12 protein-coding genes are annotated in these 18,367 nt (G+C 45.5%); 8 read left to right on the top strand and 4 right to left on the bottom strand.

Features of this window, described 5'->3' with window-relative positions; all coding sequences use genetic code 11:
* Positions 1-62 precede the first annotated feature (62 nt).
* The 3 genes from FS736_RS05380 to FS736_RS25445 all read left to right on the top strand — a co-directional run bounded on the left by FS736_RS05380 (position 63) and on the right by FS736_RS25445 (position 3,992).
* The gene (locus FS736_RS05380; RefSeq protein ID WP_186326694.1) at positions 63-1,664 is read left to right on the top strand and encodes an amidohydrolase; all 1,602 of its coding nucleotides are present in this window, start codon (positions 63-65) and stop codon (positions 1,662-1,664) included.
* A gap of 154 nt (positions 1,665-1,818) precedes the next feature.
* Positions 1,819-3,546: a methyl-accepting chemotaxis protein gene (locus FS736_RS05375; protein ID WP_144475328.1), complete on the top strand. Its 1,728-nt coding sequence runs from the start codon at positions 1,819-1,821 to the stop codon at positions 3,544-3,546.
* A 275-nt stretch (positions 3,547-3,821) separates the two neighbouring features.
* On the top strand, positions 3,822-3,992 hold the full coding sequence (locus FS736_RS25445) for a hypothetical protein (RefSeq protein WP_186326672.1): 171 nt from the start codon (positions 3,822-3,824) through the stop codon (positions 3,990-3,992).
* A gap of 10 nt (positions 3,993-4,002) precedes the next feature.
* Here the strand turns inward: FS736_RS25445 and FS736_RS05365 are convergent, their stop codons facing one another.
* Both FS736_RS05365 and FS736_RS05360 read right to left on the bottom strand, forming a co-directional pair.
* Positions 4,003-4,830, bottom strand: coding sequence for an alpha/beta fold hydrolase (locus tag FS736_RS05365; RefSeq protein ID WP_144475326.1), 828 nt, complete (start codon positions 4,828-4,830; stop codon positions 4,003-4,005).
* Positions 4,831-4,921: 91 nt separating this feature from the next.
* Positions 4,922-10,465, bottom strand: coding sequence for a pullulanase (locus FS736_RS05360; protein ID WP_144475325.1), 5,544 nt, complete (start codon positions 10,463-10,465; stop codon positions 4,922-4,924).
* 435 nt (positions 10,466-10,900) lie between these two features.
* On the opposite strand from FS736_RS05360, the gene FS736_RS05355 reads away from it, so the two are divergent.
* From FS736_RS05355 to FS736_RS05345, 3 genes are all read left to right on the top strand, one after another.
* Entirely contained in the window at positions 10,901-11,686 is a 786-nt protein-coding gene (locus tag FS736_RS05355) for an arylamine N-acetyltransferase family protein (RefSeq protein ID WP_144475324.1), read from the top strand.
* A 60-nt stretch (positions 11,687-11,746) separates the two neighbouring features.
* Positions 11,747-12,562, top strand: coding sequence for an EcsC family protein (locus FS736_RS05350; RefSeq protein ID WP_144475323.1), 816 nt, complete (start codon positions 11,747-11,749; stop codon positions 12,560-12,562).
* A gap of 292 nt (positions 12,563-12,854) precedes the next feature.
* Complete coding sequence (locus FS736_RS05345) at positions 12,855-13,964, top strand: SH3 domain-containing protein (RefSeq protein WP_144475322.1); 1,110 nt, start codon at positions 12,855-12,857, stop codon at positions 13,962-13,964.
* Between the two features lie 46 nt (positions 13,965-14,010).
* Here FS736_RS05345 and FS736_RS05340 read toward each other — a convergent pair whose 3' ends face one another.
* Entirely contained in the window at positions 14,011-15,027 is a 1,017-nt protein-coding gene (locus FS736_RS05340) for an acyltransferase (protein ID WP_144475321.1), read from the bottom strand.
* A gap of 114 nt (positions 15,028-15,141) precedes the next feature.
* On the opposite strand from FS736_RS05340, the gene FS736_RS25085 reads away from it, so the two are divergent.
* A complete protein-coding gene (locus FS736_RS25085; RefSeq protein ID WP_260983529.1) occupies positions 15,142-15,273 on the top strand; it encodes a hypothetical protein in 132 nt (43 codons plus the stop codon).
* Between the two features lie 38 nt (positions 15,274-15,311).
* Here the strand turns inward: FS736_RS25085 and FS736_RS05335 are convergent, their stop codons facing one another.
* Positions 15,312-16,562, bottom strand: a complete 1,251-nt coding sequence (locus FS736_RS05335) for an MDR family MFS transporter (protein ID WP_144475320.1) — start codon at positions 16,560-16,562, stop codon at positions 15,312-15,314.
* A 96-nt stretch (positions 16,563-16,658) separates the two neighbouring features.
* Here FS736_RS05335 and FS736_RS05330 point away from each other — a divergent pair, with 96 nt between their 5' ends.
* Positions 16,659-18,302, top strand: a complete 1,644-nt coding sequence (locus FS736_RS05330; RefSeq protein ID WP_144475319.1) for an ABC transporter substrate-binding protein — start codon at positions 16,659-16,661, stop codon at positions 18,300-18,302.
* Positions 18,303-18,367 lie beyond the last annotated feature (65 nt).

The raw sequence follows: 18,367 nt of genomic DNA, 5'->3' as shown, positions 1-18,367 counted from the left end.
TTAAACTCCACTCCCGGGCATGTGCCTCTCCTGGCTTTCATTTTACCAAAAAGGAGAGAATCATCTTGAGAACCATCTACAAAAATGGCACCATCTATACATTCAATTCACTTAACCCAATTGTTCAGGCTGTGGTCATTGAAAATGGCCGGTTCATCGATATGGGAACTTCTGCGGATATGGTGCTGCATTGGGGCAGCCAGGCACAAATTATCGACCTCGAAGGGAAAACAGCCACCCCTGGCCTGATCGACAGCCATCTTCACCTATCGATCATGGCAGATAGTTTTATCAACCTAGATTTTGTCGGAATCACAACCAAGCAGGGGATGCTAAAAAAAATACAGGAAAAAGCAAACCAGCTTAAGCCTGGCGAATGGATTGTCGGCTCAAGCTGGGACGAGAACCTTTTTACCGACGGAGGGATTCCGACAATTACAGAGCTGGATTATGTCGCGCCGGCAAACCCGCTATTTTTAACAAGGACGTGCCTGCATGCGACGTTAGTCAACAGCAGGGCGCTCGAGGTGATCGGCTATCATCCGGATATAAGTGTTCCAGAGGGCGGCACAATCGTACTGGATGAAATCACCAAGCAGCCGACGGGCTTGTTCCTGGAATCAGCGGCGAATCTAGTCAGACAGTACATTCCGGAACGTTCCTACGATGACTGGAAAAAAGCGATGCGCCAGACGATGCAGTTTGCGATGAGCAAGGGACTGACCAGCGTGCATACGAATGATCCGCTCTATCTCGGCGGGCTTGAGAAAACGTGGAATCTTTTCAATGAGCTGTTAAATGGAGAGCAGCTTGGCCTGCGAAGCAATCTGCTGATCAACCATGAATTTTTACCAAATCTAAAAGAAGCGGGAATGTACACAGGGTATGGCAATGAAACCCTGCAAATCGGCGCTGTGAAGATTTTTGCCGATGGAGCGTTTGGCCGGAGAACAGCGCTCCTCACAGAACCATATAGTGACGCACCGGGCCATTACGGCGATGCGATGTATGACCAGGAACAGCTATATGAAATCGTAAAAGGGGCGCGTGATCTGGACATGCCGATTGCAGTCCATACGATTGGTGACCAGGCACTGGAAAATGTCCTTGATGTGCTGGACAAGTTCCCGGCTGCAGCCTATCGCGACCGCTTGATCCACGCACAGGTTCTGAGGGAGGAATTAATTCCACGTCTCAAGGCACCTAGCAGGATTGCCGACATCCAGCCGCGTTTCCTTGCGAGTGACTTCCCATGGGTACAGGAACGACTTGGCGAAAAACGGATCAAGCTTTCCTACGCCTGGAAAACCTTGATGGATGCTGGCGTGATTTGCGCTGGAGGTTCAGATGCTCCAGTAGAACCGGTCGACCCGATTCTCGGAATCCATGCGGCAGTGACACGCAAAAAGCCGGGTGAAACACATGGTGGGTATGTGCCAGAACAGAAGCTGTCCATGGTTGAAGCGTTCCGTCTGTTCACTGAACTTGGAGCCTATCCAACAAATGAAGAGACGGTAAAAGGCACAATCGCCCGAGGGAAATTTGCGGATATGACTGTGTATTCATCCAACCCATTTGAAATGGCCGATCCAGACGAATTATTATCCATGAACATCGATATGACAATCATCGGCGGGGAAATCAAATATCGCAGTCTCTCATAAGCATAGGAACGGTTCTTCTGCTTCCATTCGAAAGTAGGAGTTCCGTTCTTTTTAGTTTTATGGCTAAAGTCCTAAAATTTTCTGAAATCGAACCGAAATAATTAATATGAAGAGAAACGGTAATTGACTATATTGCTGGACGGGAGAGCGGAAAATGAAATTCAGGAAGAGTTTTGCGAGAAAACCACAGATGAAGTTTGGTGTTCGGGCCAAATTATTGGCGGGCTTTTTTTCGGTTTTGGCTTTGTTGGCAGTCGTGGCAATCATCACGAATTTCGAATTTAACAAGATGAATAGTCAGTATTCTACGTCGATTGAAGACCGGATGGGGAAGCTGAATTTGATTGTCGAAATGAAGGATGCCGTCATGCGGGAGCAGCTTGCGCTTCAAAAATACATGGCAAATAGTGATGGTGAGAGCCTGATCGAATTTGAAGGAGCGGTAGAGGATTTTGCTAAGAGCTCAAAGAAGTACTTGAGCTCAGCAAAATCCGCTGAAGAGAAGAAAGTGGGAGAGAATCTGGTCGCGGCTGAGGCGCAATATTATGATGTCGCTTCAGAAGCCTTTACTCTCATCCGGGATGAACAAACGGTAAAAGTAAGGCTTTTAATGCAGGAAAAAGGAAATAAGCTTATCTTTAGCTTGAATTCAGCAGCCGAAGATGCGATTAAGTACCAGCAAGATGCCCTGAATACAACGAGTGAAACCCTTTCCGGAAATGTCCAGAAGGTAGCCTTGCTCATCATCGCGCTCTCTGTGGCGGCATTTGTCATTGGGACTGTGATTGCTACATATATTAGCAGAATGATTTCAAAACCTGTCCAGCTTGTCTCTCAGGCAGCAAAGCAATTAGCTGACGGAAATCTGGCCATTGAAAAAATCAATGTGAAGAATACAGATGAAATCGGGCAATTAGCAACTGATTTCAATGAGATGGCAACAAATTTAAGGAATATCATTTTTCAGGTGAGCAGCACTTCCGAGCAGGTTGCGGCATCAGCTGAGGAGATGATGGCGAGTGCTGACCAGACGAATTCTGCCACGAACCAGGTGGCGACAGCCATCCAGGAAGTCGCCGGCGGTGCAGAGCTCCAAAGCAAGAATACAGAGGAAAGCGCGAAGGCAGTAGGAGAGATGTCTAGTGCCATCCAGCGTGTCGCGGTTACGACTTCCACAGTCGCAGAGTCTGCGGTTGATACGACGAAACAGGCAACACTTGGCCATGATTCTCTGGAAAAAGTCATTGAAAAGATGAAAACTATCAACCATACAACGAGTGAAACAAATTCGGTCATCAAGGACTTGGATCGAAAATCGGCTGAAATCGGCAAAATCATCGAGGTCATTACAGGCATCGCTGACCAGACGAATTTACTGGCTCTCAACGCCGCCATTGAAGCAGCAAGAGCAGGCGAGCACGGAAAAGGGTTTGCTGTGGTCGCAGATGAAGTCAGGAAGCTGGCTGAACTTTCAAGGCAGTCTGCCAGCCAGATTTCCAGCTTGATTGAAGTCATCCAAAAAGAAACCCATCAGGTCGTCGAGATGATGAATAAAGGGGCAGCTGAAATTTCCGAAGGAACATCATTGGTTGAGGATACAGGCCGGATATTCGATGAGATTTTAAAATCGATTGAGAATGTCAGCTCGGAAATCCAGGAGGTCTCCGCGATTTCTGAAGAAATGTCGGCAAGCGTCATGCAGGTGAATGCTTCGATAGAAGAGGTAACAAAAATTGCCCGCGGCTCCGTCGCAAGCACGGCGGAAATCGCTTCGGCCACGGAAGAGCAGCTTGCCTCCATGGAAGAGGTATCCTCATCTTCCGCTTCACTCGCGAGGCTGGCAGAGAGCTTGAGGGAAATGGTAGCAAAATTTAAGGTTTAATATGTCTAGTGAGGAGCATGGGATTGGAGAATCTCATGCTCTTCTTTTTTTAGTAAAAAAGTGCATTTGTTCAGAGTGGCAACTCATGAATACAGATAAGAAACAGTCTCCCTTACAGGTATTCGCCCAAGCCAAAACCGTGATAAATGCATATAAAGGTAGTGGATACAAAATAGAGAAGAGGGAGGTAAGCCGTATGTACGCATACAGACATCCTTATCGAATGCAAGACCAGAGGTGGGGATTTGGATTACCGTTTTTAGGTGGTTTGGCTGGTGGATTATTGGGAGGCGCTTTATTTTACCCGCGGCCGTTTTATGGTGGTTATGGCTATGGTTACGGATATCCGATGTACCCATGCTGTGGGCCTGGATTTTATTACTAAAAAGCAACCAAAAGGGAGCAAGCCGCCTGGCCTGCTCCCTTTTTATATTTCGAGGACTTGAGCTTTTCTCATTAACTGATATGCGCTTTTTTAACCTGATGCTTGTCCATGAATTCGAGGGATAGCTCATTGAAATCATCGGCTTTCTCGATATTGCAGACATGTCCGCATTGTTCAAGGATGACCAGCTCCGAGCTTTTATCGCCGCGTAGGTCCTCAGTTAATTCGCGGACAAACATATGGTCCTCGGCCCCTGATATATAGAGCTTTGGGACATCCTCACTGTTTTCCTGGACCTTGCTGTAGGTGGCTTTGACATCACCGGCAAGATGGTACCAGGCGAGGAAGTTTTTCCGCTTCATCTTATATGCCTCCTGGATGAAAAAACGGCGCGAATCTTTATGGTTGTCCTTCGGCATCAAAACCAGGGCCAGAATGCGGTACAGCCACATAAAAGGGATGAAGTCCTTAATTATCCCTGCCAATTTGATCAAAGATTTTGCGAACAGGTTGAACCTGGTGATGGCGCCTCCCAGAACGGCGGACCTGACTCGATCCGGGCGTGTCTGCAGAAGATGATGGACGATGATCGAACCCAGCGAAATCCCGACAAAATGCGCTTTTCGAATCGAGAGATGATCAAGGGTGCGCAGGATTTCCCGGACAATAACGTCAAAGGAAAACCCATCTTTATACGAGTCTATGTCTGGTGATTTTCCATGGCCAGGCATATGGATCGCAACAATATGATATTTTTTCAGGAAAGGTTTCAACTGTTTGTAAAAAATGTTCGAGTTCCCGCCAATCCCGTGCAGCAGCACAATATACTCCGAGCCGCGGCCCTTATATAACTTGTAATCCAGCATCAGATTCTCCTTAGTCGTTCTAGGTGTGTTCATTAATAATACCCTTGATAGCGCTGTCAGTAAACGATTAAGGCAAAAATAACGGCAGGTACCATCTGGTAAGGATGATACCTGCCGTAAATGATTATTTCTTTTTGCCTTTTTGGTCTACTTTGATGACGACTGTTGTCAATGGATCAAGTGTTAACTTGTCTTTTGACAGCTTGAAACCGGACTTTTTGGATACCGGAGTTTTACCGGCTTCGTCATTATCGACCAGGACCTTTCCTTTTGAGAAGTCAAGATCGCCTAGTGTCAATGTGCGTGCTTGAGTGTCAGCGTTAACGAATACGTAGTAGGTTCCAGTGTTATCTGTAGATTCATTTTCGTATGCGATGACAAGGTCTGTGTTCTTGATTTCAGGCAGATCAAGCAATCTTACATTCTGGTCAACGAGATCCTTTTCGCCGAGGCGGAAAGCATTTGTTGACTTTCTTAGCTCAATCAGGCCTTTCGTGTAGGCTTGTGTTGTAGTGTTGACTGAGTATTTCTTTTTATTTGTTGCCTTTTGCCAGTCAAACATGTTGATGGCATCGGATGAATCATATGAATCGTGGATGAAGTAGCCGAATGGATTTCCTTGTTCATCAGTCAATTCGTGATACTTCTGCTCAGGGACACCTTCACCTTTCCATTGCTTGGTCCTGCCGTACTCCTGGCCTGCGTGTAAGAAAGCAGTGCCCTGTGACGTTAGAATCAAGGAGTTCCCAATTCGAATTCGTTTGTGAATTTCCAGCTCGTTTTCAGGTACAGCAGGGTCCTTCTTGATCGATTGGGCAATGACATCGTGAAGCGGAAGGTTGTCATGCGCCGCGATGTATTGGACCATATCTCCTGGATCATCATCAGATGTATTGCCTGGCTGTGCTTTGATATTGTTGAAAATCGTGTTGATATCGCGGGCACCGCCTGTGATGAAGCGAGGCTCACCTTCAGAACCGAAGCCTGATTTCAGCTCGTTACGGATTTCATCAGAGAAAACGCCGACATTATCGGTTTTATCCATCCAATCCTGATCTGCGCCCATGCCAGCTAAATCCGGCTCAGCAATGTGGCCTGCGAATGTTCTCCAGCCTTCGCCGATGAATAACGCATCAGGATTTACAGATGCCGCAGCATCGTAAGCGTTCTGGATCGAAGGATAGGTGGCGTCACCCATCATATCAAAACGCATGCCATCAATCTTATACTCTTCAAACCAGTATTTAACTGAATCTACCATCAGCTTTTCAGCCATCTTGTGGCTTGTTGCCAGGTTGTTCCCGAAGCCGCCAAGGAAGTTCCCTTGTGCGTCCTGGAACGCGTAATAGTTAGGAACGATGTCATTCAGCTGGCTGGCTTTTGCCATATGAGTGTAGACCACGTCGAGAACGACACCCATCCCAGCATCGTGGATTGCATCAATCATCTGTTTCAGTTCTTTCACGCGTAATTCAGGGTCAGTTGCATCCTCTGAATAGGCGCCATCCGGAGAGAAGTAACTGTGCGGGTCATAGCCCCAGTTGTACTCATTTCCGCCGGCAGAGTAATTAAGTTCCCTTTGGCCCATCTTCGTTTCATCGCCATAATACCATGCCATGACAGGAAGCAATTGAACATGGGTTACACCAAGCTTTTTAATATAATCCAGCTTATCTGTGAAGGCTTTATAAGAGCCCCATCTTGCATCCAGATCACCTTCAATAGAAGGGTCCGATGTGAAGTCGCGTACGTGCACTTCATAGATTACCGCGTCTTCGCGCTTTTCATACTCTTTGATTTTCGCATGATCGAAGTCTTCAGGATTTGTGCCGCTCAAGTCAACGATCGCCGCTTTACCGACAGTATCCCCATCCGGGCCAGGTTCACCTTTTGTATTCACCGTGAACGCTGCCATCGATTTCGCGTAAGGATCAAGAACCTTATTTGTGACTCCGTTATTTGTCACTTCATACTGGTAAAAATAACCCTTAAGATCGGCTACATTCAGGTCAACAGGTGCGATTTCCGCAGACCAGACACCTTTTTCACCCTTTGTTAATTCGATGCTGCCAATTTGCTCAGCTGCATTGTCTTTATTGAAGAAGTTTGCCACAACCTTGCTTGCTTTAGGAGCCCATAGCTTCAAAGTTGCTGCCCCGTCTTTATAGGCAGCACCAAGATCATCGCCTTCATAGGCAAACATCTCGTCAAGCATTCTCCAGCTGGTAGAAGCCTTCACTGTTCTGCCTGAATATGTGACTGAAAGAGGAAGCTTATCTAAATCGAATGCGGCTTTCACTGTAACGGATTTGCCTTTGATTTCAACACTTTCAATTGAAACTGCTGCACCGCTGGCATCCTTGATTTCCAGCTTTGACTTCAGTTCATCGGCCGACAATCCATCTGTCATGGTAAAACCTAATAGAATCGAATCTTCAGAGATGACTTCTGCAGATATAAGGCCTGTTGCCTGCTCCCAATATGGAGATACATAGACATTATCATCGCCTTGTTTTACCCATAAGTGATTGTATCTGTCGAGAAGGTTGAAGGTTTTGTCTCCGCCATCCTTGTCGCCAGTTGCCTTGTTCAGGGTAATCATGCCAATTTTCTTAGCATTGTCTTTCAGCTTGATATCGACATAGGCACCATAGCGGTCAGTTCCAGTGAAGGAAGCTGCGCCTGTAGGCCAGCCATCAGAAGGTGCCGCGACATCTTCCCAGTTCCATAGACCCCAGTTTTCATAGTCAGCATTGTCACGTACATAGTGAACGCGGACGGTATTTGCTGGCAGGTTGACTGGTTCATAGGTATAAACCTTGTCATCGCCTTGCTTGATGAAAATTTCGTTCATCTCAGGTGAAGTAATCGTAAAGCCTTTGTCTCCGCCGTCTTTGCCGGCATCACCTTTTGTCACGTCCATAACGAGGAAGCCGATGTTTTTCGCGCCATCTTTTAGCTTAACGTCGATATAGGCGCCATAGCTGTCTGTTTTCTCGAACATTGTAGCTCCAGTCGGCCAGTTGGCAGAAGGGGAGGCTACATCGTTCCACAGCCATGCTCCATAGTTTGCATAATTGTTGTCGTCACGCTTGTAGTGGATGCGGATGTGATTGGCTGGGATCGGTTCAACAGTGTTCCCATCGCCATTATCATCTCCATTGCCATCTTCTCCAGGAGTGATTGAACCATTTTCCACCGTTAGTAAAACAGTACCGCCATCTGCTTTAGAAGGGATTGGCAATGTTACTTTTCCAGCTGTCGCAGTATATGTCTCACCTGAATAGTGGTCTGTCACAACGGCATCTGCTGAATCCACAGTCAATGTCACTTCTTTTGCTGCATCAGCAATATTCAATCCGATATAGGCAGCATCATCACCATGCTTCCGTGCAAAAAGGAGGAACTGGTCGCTGTCTGAACCAGCGATTGTCGTACGTTCGCCTTTTGCGAATACTTCAGAATGGTCGCCCCTGAAGTTCAAAATCTTTTTGTAGTGCTCGAGGACATCGTTGCCTTCCACCTGATTCCAGGCTAGGTCATAACGGTTGTCGTATTGCGGATAGTTATTTTCACCACTTTGCCCAAGTTCTTCACCGTAGTAAATGACCGGCTGGCCCTTAGCTGTTGCCTGAAGGGAAGCGGCAACCTTAAGCTTGCCTTCATCATTTCCAGCATCAAACAGGAATCCATTTTCATCATGGCTTCCCAGGAACTGGCCGAGTGTAGCGGTGTTATCAATTTTCGCGTTACGCTTGATCAACGCATCATTGGCAGCATTCAGGTTTCCGTTTACAAAAGAATGCGCAATTTTGTTAAAGTCAAAATCAAGCAGGGAATCCATCATGCCTGATTCCAGATAGCCATAATCGTCGTTGGCGCTTGCACCCCAGGCTTCGCCAATCATCTTGTGTTTCGGCATTTTTTCTGTAATGGCGTTCTTGAATGCCATCCAGGTCGCATCTTCTACGTGCTTTACAGTATCCACACGGAAGTAGTCAATTGTATTTCCGCTGCTCGTTGTTGCTTTTTCAATCCAGTCGGTCTGCCAGTCGATGATTGTCTGGCGGACTTCAGGGTCTTCTGTTTTGAAGTCAGGAAGGCCTGATAGTTCCCCAACGACTTCATCCGATCCTACATTGGAACCCTGGCGAAGAAGATTGCTGAAAGTGCTGCGTTCTTCATCTGTTGGGTAGCCGGCAGGAGGGTTCGTCACCTGGCCATCAATATCTTTCAAACCATAACCAGAGTGGTTCAATACCACATCAACCATGATTTTAATTCCGCGTTCATGGGCAGAATCAATCAGGTTATGGAAATCTTCCATCGTACCGAAGTGAGGGTTCAATTCGCCAAAATTGCTTGCCCAATATCCGTGATAACCATAGTACGAAGGGTCCCCATCTTTGTAGCGGACATTATGCTTAACATTCTCAACAATCGGGCTGATCCAGATTGTGTTGACACCCAGTTCATCCAGGTAATCCAATTTTTCAGTAATGCCTTTAAAATCGCCGCCCTGATACGTACCGCGATCAGTAGTGTCATAGTTTAAGCCATAAGGATCATTATTGGAGGAATCCCCATCAAAGAATCTGTCTGTCAGCATGAAATAAATGATCGACTCATCCCAGTCAAAATCATTATCGCCGACAGATTGTCTTGTTTTAACCGTAACATTGGCATTGCCGGTATGCGGGTTGCCAAATGAATCGGTCACCGTTATAGGAATCGTCTTCGCACCTGCTGTTATGTTGTCATCGACTGCAATGGTAACTTCCATTAAAGAAGGATCGATTGCAAGAGTCTTTGACCCGCCAAGTTCGGACACATCAGCCGTAATCTTGCTGATTTCAACTCCATCTGTCAGGCCCTCTACATCAACTTTCAGCACAGCGTTCTGGCTATAATCAATTTCTGCTGGGTTGACAGAACCTGAAACTGTCAGGTCAGCGTTCGCGTAGGTGATTTCCGAAGCTGGATTGTAAGGATCTGTTACTTCGGTAGTGACGCCATCCTTTGTAACTAAATATGTGTACCCATGTGTTCCAGTTGGAATGTTCTCATATGAAACTGCAAATCTCTCATTCTCAGGCTCATAGGTCATTGGTAAAGTCTTGCCATCAATCTTCAAATCTACTTTTTCAATTGTGTTCATCTGATCATTTGCAAACAACTCTTTGTCCCGGTAAAAGAAAGTCGCATTTCCATCCGCGATCACAGGAGCCGACCCATCAGGCACAATGCGGATTTGCTCTACGCCGCTTGTAACGAACACTTTAGTAATCGAATCATTTTTATTAACCTTGATAAAACGGTCCCCAAATTCCTTTTGTGCAGTATTCCAATCATAAGTACTGCGAAGCACGAAGCCCATTTCGGCCGTATTTGCGCCTACAGGGATGTTCGCGACCGCCTTTCTGCCTTCCTTTGTTGTAAAATCAACCTGGCCGTCCTGTACACCAGTATTCCAGGTCCAAATATTCCACTCGCCAAAATTTTGATCTTCCCGTATATAGGTAAAGCGGACTTTGCGATCGGTTGATTCCGAAGTTGTAGCAGTTCCTTCTGCGTTAGCCTGCTGTGCAGGTACAAAAGGAATCCACAAGCTCAACAGCATGATTGCTGTCATGAAAATTGAGAAACTGCGTTTGGTGCTTCTTCTCATCTGAATCCATTCCTCCCTAGATTGATTGATGCTTCAAAATCAGTTTTTTCAAGGTCCTCCTTTCTCAAATGCGCAACTTATGAAACCGTTTGCACAAGCAGGTAAAAAAATTTAATCCCCTGAAAAATGCAAGCGTTTGCAATAATCTATCTTTTTCATTTTACAATAGAATTGCCTAACCAGCAATGGAATGTCAATGTTCATCTGGCAAACAAATAGTTCCAAAATCCTGCGTAAATCGGGAGTTTTCTAGGGATAATGATTTAGTTCTTCAATAAATGTCACGGATTCGTCAAAAAACGGCAGGAATGTTACCATTCTATAGTTAAGGAAATAAGAAAAAATAAGGAAATAGAACTATTAGTTAATTGGGATTTGAATGGTATTTTCAAGTATTCTTGAAGTATGTCTACTATTGGAAAGAGGTATAGAGAGATGAATGATATAAATGTTCTTTTCCGCAAAAGAATTGGCTTGAATTCAAAAGAACCCATTACACTCGAAAATCTTGCCGGAATTCTTGAACTGACAGCATCAGCGATTCCATTCGAGAACCTTTGCACGCTTTCTGGCGACCCAGGTGAATTGAACGAGGACAGCCTGGTGGATAAAATTCTCCACCGAAACGAAGGCGGACTTTGTTATGATCTTAACGGGGTTTTGTACCTGTTTTTAAAAGAAAATGGCCTTGATGTCCAGCTGATCCGCGGGGCAGTATACGTTCCTGAACTTAACGGCTTTAGTCCAACTGGACTGACGCATGCTGCGATCATTTTGAACGATGATGGCAAGAGGTACCTGGTTGATACAGGTTTTGGAGGCAATTTGCCGCTAAGGCCAGTTCCGCTTGATGGCTCAGAAATCATGACACCGACCGGGGAGTTCCGGGTGAGGAAAGAAGAAAGTGAATTCGGTGACTACTTTTTAGAAATGAAACTTCAGAATAAGGACACTGACTGGAGAATTGGCTACGCCTTTGAATCAAGACAGCCAGTGGAGAATATTGGCGATTTAACAGAAATGAAGAAAATTATCACTGAACATCCGCAATCTGCGTTTAACAAGAAGCCGCTGCTGACCAGGGTGACTGCTAACGGCAGTATGGTGCTGACAGAATCCAGTTTCACCCGCTGGAAGGATGGGCAGGTTACGAAAGAAGAAATAGATTCGAGCAAATTCAAGCAGCTTGCCAAGGAACACTATAATCTTGATGTAAAATGAAACCTTCTTATAGTGTAAACCGTTAATATAGTATCAAAAATGACAGGTGGATGGTTGAGGATGGATTCAAGAGAATACCTACTGAGTGAATTGAAGGAAATCGAGAAATGGGAGAAGGACCAAAAGGGCTTATGGTTTTGGGAGAAGCTGACCAGGCTTCCGTTCAAGATGCTTGACCGTTTCACGCCAAAGTTCATCCAGGAGAAGGTCGGTCTCCTGCTAGATGAACTCGGCAGCTACATTCAAACCGGCGGCCAGTATCTATCGAGCGAGAAGTCGGTATTCAACCATATCGAGAAGAAGACTGGCCGGAGTGTCAGACAGCTTTCTGATCTGGAGAACGTCCCAGTGGGGGAAATGAAGACAGCCTCATTGGCACTGGGCGAGCAGCGAAAAAAAGCAGCAACCATTCAGGGTGCGAGCACAGGAATCGGCGGGATTTTTACCCTGGCAATCGATATTCCCGCAGTCCTGGCACTCTCGCTGAAAACACTCCAGGATATTGCGATCATCCATGGCTACGACCCTAAGGATAAGAAGGAGCGTGTCTTCATCATTAAATGCCTGCAATTCTCCTCCGCAGATGTGGTCGGAAAACAGGCAATACTGAATGAACTTACTGGCTTCAACAGCGATAATAAGTCACGCGAGGTCATTTCTGAGCTTCAAGGCTGGCGTGAGGTGACGCTGACCTACACCGAATCATTCGGCTGGAAAAAGCTGCTCCAGATGGTGCCGGTAGCCGGAATTGTGTTCGGCGCATTCGCCAATCGCTCAATGGTCAGCGACCTTGCCGAGACAGGGACGATGCTTTATCAGAAGAGGCGGATTTTGGAGAGGCTTGAGAGGGTCTCAGATTCTGCTGATTTATCATAAAAGAATGAGGGAACCCACTTGATGCTATATCGAGTGGGTTTTAGTATGAAAAATCAATAGGGAAAGGGACCTTTCTTTAGCGGCTTGTCTCTCGGCATATTATCCTCATTTTCCGTAAAAAGTCTAAAACAATTTTCCTGCTAATCTTTGTGCATGTAAACCAATGGGTTCAATTATCGCGATTTTCGCGGTTTTCGGTGGACTTGATATGCCATTCCCGATAGTTTTGTAGTAGATTCATAGTTTTCGACACAGCTTGAGGAAATTCTGCAAAACTGGGGGAGAACGACGAATGAAAAAGGACAACTACTCATTGTTTAAGAAGAGGGTTGCGAAAGGCATGGTTGCCTCAACGATCCTAGTCAGCAGCAGTCTGATGATGCCGGAAATTCCTTTGTTTCCTGGCAATGAAACAGTGGCACAAGCTGCTGGGCCAACTTTTACCGTAACAGCAGATGTCCTGAATGTCAGATCGGGACCGGGTACGAACTATGCAAAAGTCGGCCGGCTGGTCCAGGGCAACAAGCTAAATGTGATTCAACGGATGAATAATGGATGGTACAAAATTTCCTTCAATGGAAAAACGGCTTATGTCAGCGGTGATTATGTGTACAGTTCTGCAGTATACAGAGTTACGGCTACAAGATTGCATTTCAGGACTGGACCTGGCACTCAGTATAAGAGCATGGGGCTTATCAATAATGGTACAGTGCTCGATGTAATCCGACAGGAAAGCAATGGCTGGTATAAAATTTCATATAAAGGAAAAATCGGTTTTGTCAGCGGGGATTATGTATCGACAAGCAATGCATCTTTCAACAAAAAAATGGACATTCCTGTGATTGCACAGCGTCCAGAATTGCCGAGCGGCTGTGAGGTTACCTCACTTGCCATGGCTCTCCGCTACTATGGAGTGAATGCTGATAAAACAACACTTGCTAAGCAAATGCCATATGATTCAACCAAACTAGTCCGGAATTCTGACGGTTCGATCAAAATTTGGGGAGACCCGAATGTTGGCTTTGTCGGGACACCATTTGGCAATGGCTATACGATCAATCCAGGGCCGCTTAAAAAAGTGCTCGACAAGTACCGGCCGGGAGGAATTGCTCTGACTGGCAAGAATTTTACTGAGATTGAAAGTTATGTGAAACAAGGTAAGCCGGTGCTGGTCTGGTTTACGATCAATTATGAAATGCCAGTTGCGAGGACATGGAAAACGACAGCAGGCAAAACGATTAATGCTGCAAGGCCATTACATAATATCGTCATTACCGGAACAGACGCAAACTATGTTTATTTCAACGACAGTGAAGCAGTAAAAAAAGACGTCCGATTGCCAAAAGCAAAGTTCATCAACATATATAATGCGATGGGCAAACGTGCCCTTGTAGTGAACTAAGAGAGAAGCAATTGCGAACTGAATATGTTCGTAATTGCTTTTTTCGTTAGTTTCGATTTAGGCGAAATGCCTTCAGTTTTTGAAGCAATTGATAAGCTGCATACGACACAACAAAAACAAGAAACGCATCCACTAAATTCTGCAGTAAGTTATGAGTGCTAGGTTCCAAGCCGATTTTTTCAAAGAAGAGATCGACCATATCAATGAAGAAAACATGAATGGCATATATTCCGAGCGAGTTTGCGCCCATTTTGGTGAGGAATAGGCCTTTTCCGAGTTTGGGATTGCTTAACGCGTACAGGAACAGAAACAAGGTTAGGAAAATCGTCGAAAAGAAGTACTCTCCATGTTTGGCTTCCAATCCCTTTTGCAGCCAGAATCCTTCTGAAACCTGCAGAAGGGTAAAGAGGCAAAACAAGTAGAAATAGATTCTGCCGTTATATTTTTGCCAGGTTTGAATGGTGGCAAGCCAGAATCCTAAAACCGTATAGAACAGGCTGACATATAGAGCGGCGCGGGTTGTACTGACCGGCAGCTCATCGAATATGGAATAAGACTGTCCAAAAAGGCCAAGGAGATTGAAGCAAAGTGCGATCACCAAAAGCAGCCTGACTTTCTTCAGCCTGTAAAAGAGGTATAGAATCGCGGTGCTCCATACCAGTGAAATCACGAACCACAGCTGATAGCCGCTTGTCCCCTGGCCATAATAGAGGAGGTTAAGGGCCGTCATATTCTCCATATACTTCGAAAGTTCAGCCGAAGGGTTTTCATTTGTCAGCATGATTCTCGCTACATCATAGACAAAATAAAAAATAAGCCAGCTAACATAGATCTTCAGTATTTTTGTGACATATTTTCTGAAGTAAGCAAAGGACTGCTGATTGCCGCTCACCTTAAGACTGAAAAGATAGCCTGAAGCAGCGAAGAAAAACGGAACAGCAAACCTTGAAAGATTATCAAGGACAAAATAGCCGGGCTGATCATTGCCCGGGAAGGTATGAATGATGACGACTGCCAGGATGGCATAAAATTTAATGTAGTCGATTGCGTAATTGCGCTGCATTGGGCTGCCTCGTTATGTAAGGATTTATACTCCTAGTATTTCCACGATCATCAGCCTTATGAATATAAGAAGAATTACCATGGGATAATAGAGTATAAAAAGGAGGCAAACCACTTGAATCCTGACAAAAAACAACAAGACGAGAATGCAATTGAACAGCAGCAGAAAGACCAAAAGAACGAAAACTCTGCTAATCAAACAGACGGCTTCCGCTATGATTACGACGACTCTTCAGACGTGAAATGAAAAGAGGGGAAACCTACACGTAAGGTTTTCCCTCTTTTTTATACAGTTTTCACATATAACTCTTTTCGTTTCTTCCCGCGAACCACAAACAAACCGCCATACAACAACGATGTTCCTGCCATCAAAATGAAGCCAATATACACACTCATCATGCTCGGCACCAAAAAGGCACCCATGATGATTGTCGACCGGGCAATCAAATCTGCTCCGCTGAAGCTGATGCCTGAAAACGCTGAATAGGATCCTCGTTTGTCTTCTGGCATCATATTGGCTTTTTCGGCATTGGCGATTGGTGAATAAATCAGTTCGCCGATGGTAGCAACCAGGTTGAACAAAAGCAATGCGTACCAGACATTTGCAGAAGTAATCACGGTGTATCCAATGCTGTAAAGGATCAGTCCGGCAAGCAGCATCTTTTTCTTATCGAACTTGTCGGTCATCTTCGTGACGATAAAAGTCAGCATCACGACGAGGAGCATGTTCTGGATGTTGAGGATACTAAGCATCCGAACACCTGAAATTTCAAAGTTCCCAACAAACAGCGGGCGAAACTCCTCAGCCAAACGAACGCCTATATAGCTGTTGAGAGAGAATTCAGCTGCGTAAATGAACATGCTACCAACAATCGCCATGACGAACGGTTTATCCTGCAATGCTACTTTGTAGTTGGCAATCAGGTCGATAAAGATATTTTTGTGTTTTTGCGCCAGCAGGGGAACGGATGTGTCCTGAAGCCAGATCGCATAGGCTATTGGCAGACAGGCAGAGGCAATTGTCAATGCCGTGAACAAAGCCAACTGGTGATGGGCATAAAACAACCCGCCGAGGGCAGCCCCGATTGCCAGAGACAAATTCGTGAACCAATAGTCGAGAGCGTAAATCGCTTTGCGGTTTTCAGCTGTCGTTGAATCGATGATAATCGCCTGCATCGAAGGACGGCCCAAACTGCTGAATAGCATGAAAAACATATATCCGCCAGCGAAGGCTGTTATCCATTTTTGATCAGGCAGCAAACTGACCGTCATCAACCCAAAAGTGACAGCACTGATTGCAGACGTAAGCAGCAGAATCGTTTTGCGGTGAAAACGGTCTGATATATATCCGCCAACAAGATTGCCTAGGAAGGCAATGAACACATTTATCCCGAGAAAAATCCCTGCCCACACTGCTCCTTTATGCTGCGCGAAAAATAAGGCCATGAACGGCATGACTGCGCTTGAAATTGCCCGGTTAAAAAAAGAAGTAATTAAGCGGACTTTCAGATTTTGAGGATATTCTTTCCATTTCATATTGCCAGCCTCCTTCTATAATCTGTATATTAAAGGAGACGGGTATAACTAAAAATTCCCTTTTAAAATAAAAATGTCCACTTTTAAGGAGAACATATGGATCGCCATTTACTATTGTTATGGAATCAGGTCAAATCAGGAGCTGTAAAAGTAGAGGAACTTGCTGAAGTCCTGGTGCTCAGTACGAAGCAGACACGCCGAAAGCTTCAGCAATGGCAGGAGGAAGGCTGGCTCACGTTCCAGTCCGGAAGGGGAAGGGGCAATACTTCCTCACTGGAGTGGAATCGTCAAGTTGAGCAGGAATATGAAGATCTATTTTTCAGGAGCCTTGAAAAAGAACCAATCGAGTCTGTAAGCAAATTACTGCTGCTGGATTGGTCGGTGGAAACGAAGCAGCGGCTGATGACTGCTTTCCAGGCAAAGCTTGGCTTCAACCAGGAAGGACAGGACAGCTTAATCATCCCAAGATTTTATCCTTTTGTCACCTTCCATCCTTTAAAATTGGCGGATGCCCATAGCGCAAATATCATCGCCAATCTCTATAACAGGCTCGTCACTCTGAATGCCGACGATTCGGTTGACCCGGAACTGGCCCACAGCTGGGAATACACAGATAACCAACTCGTATTATATTTACGGAAGGATGTTGCCTTCCATGATGGCTCGATTTTAAAAGCTGAGGATGCCGTCGGTTGTTTGCAGCAAATGAAACAGGATGAGAATTTTGCAGACTTGTGGAAACCCATCACGGCAATCACAACTCCATCTCCACTGGTGGTGAAGCTTGAGTTTCCTGGCGGCTGTTCCTATGTACTCCAGCTCTTGGGCCTCTTGACCGCAAGCATTTTTAAAGAAGTGAATGGAAAGCTGCTGGGGACAGGAGGATTTTATCTGGCAGAGGAATCTGCAGAGAAAACAGCTTTAAGCGCGTTCAAGCAATACTACGGGTATCGGCCGCTGCTTGACCGTGTGGAGTTCATCCAGGTACCTAAAGAATTCCAGGTTGTCTATCATGCCGGCCATGAATCGAAACAAGTCGATACCTTCAAGGTGGAAAGCGATTCAGGCTTTGGCATTGTGGTCATGAATCCATATAGAAGCTCGGATATGGCTCGTAAAGAAGTCCGTGACTACATCCACATGGTCATAGACCGGCATCGTCATGAACTTCCAGATGTTGATGGAAGGATCACCGGCAACAATGAAGGCTGCCTGATCGGTTTATCCCGGCCCTACACCATGCCGGAATTTACAAAGCCGTCCTTATCAGCGCCGCTCAAGATGATTTATGTGAATTACACGACGAATACGTCTTTATGGTTAAAAGAAAAGCTCGAGGAGGCTGGCCTGGATGTCGAAATGGAGGAAGTATCCTTCCGGGACGCTCTTTATGATCCTAAAGTAAAAATGGGAGCGGACTTGTTTATCCACGGAGAAATTTTCGAAATGAACCAGAATTTCTCCTACTTTTTCTTTTTGAAAAACAGCTTCTCACCGCTTCATTGCTTGATTGAAAAGAGTGAATATTTACAGCAAGTCGTTGAAGACTATACAACAACGCCATTTGTGCAATGGAACAGCCTCCATTTGCAGATCGAACAATATATGAAAGACGAATCCCTGTGTGTTCCCCTGTATTACACAAAACGGCAAATCCCGTTTTCTATCAATCTGATGAATGTGGAGATTAAGCATTTTGGGTATGTGGATTTGACGAAGCTCTGGACGAAGAACGCATGATGGTGCCTGTCATCTTACTCTTCCCGGAAGAATTACAAAAAGGGAGGATTTTAGGTCTGTTTGGC

It is taken from the genome of Cytobacillus oceanisediminis 2691, assembly GCF_007678455.1.
Taxonomy (GTDB): domain Bacteria; phylum Bacillota; class Bacilli; order Bacillales; family Cytobacillaceae; genus Mesobacillus; species Mesobacillus oceanisediminis_A.
The sequence above is the reverse complement of the archived record's forward strand: the minus strand, read 5'-3'. Positions and strand labels throughout refer to the sequence as shown.

Bases quoted from the DNA above. Each gene is read 5' to 3' on its own strand.
- FS736_RS05375 (WP_144475328.1), top strand. From the start codon at position 1,819: ATGAAATTCAGGAAGAGTTTTGCGAGAAAACCACAGATGAAGTTTGGT.
- FS736_RS05365 (WP_144475326.1), bottom strand. From the start codon at position 4,830: ATGAACACACCTAGAACGACTAAGGAGAATCTGATGCTGGATTACAAG.
- FS736_RS05360 (WP_144475325.1), bottom strand. From the start codon at position 10,465: ATGAGAAGAAGCACCAAACGCAGTTTCTCAATTTTCATGACAGCAATC.
- FS736_RS05355 (WP_144475324.1), top strand. From the start codon at position 10,901: ATGAATGATATAAATGTTCTTTTCCGCAAAAGAATTGGCTTGAATTCA.
- FS736_RS05350 (WP_144475323.1), top strand. From the start codon at position 11,747: ATGGATTCAAGAGAATACCTACTGAGTGAATTGAAGGAAATCGAGAAA.
- FS736_RS05345 (WP_144475322.1), top strand. From the start codon at position 12,855: ATGAAAAAGGACAACTACTCATTGTTTAAGAAGAGGGTTGCGAAAGGC.
- FS736_RS05340 (WP_144475321.1), bottom strand. From the start codon at position 15,027: ATGCAGCGCAATTACGCAATCGACTACATTAAATTTTATGCCATCCTG.
- FS736_RS05335 (WP_144475320.1), bottom strand. From the start codon at position 16,562: ATGAAATGGAAAGAATATCCTCAAAATCTGAAAGTCCGCTTAATTACT.
- FS736_RS05330 (WP_144475319.1), top strand. From the start codon at position 16,659: ATGGATCGCCATTTACTATTGTTATGGAATCAGGTCAAATCAGGAGCT.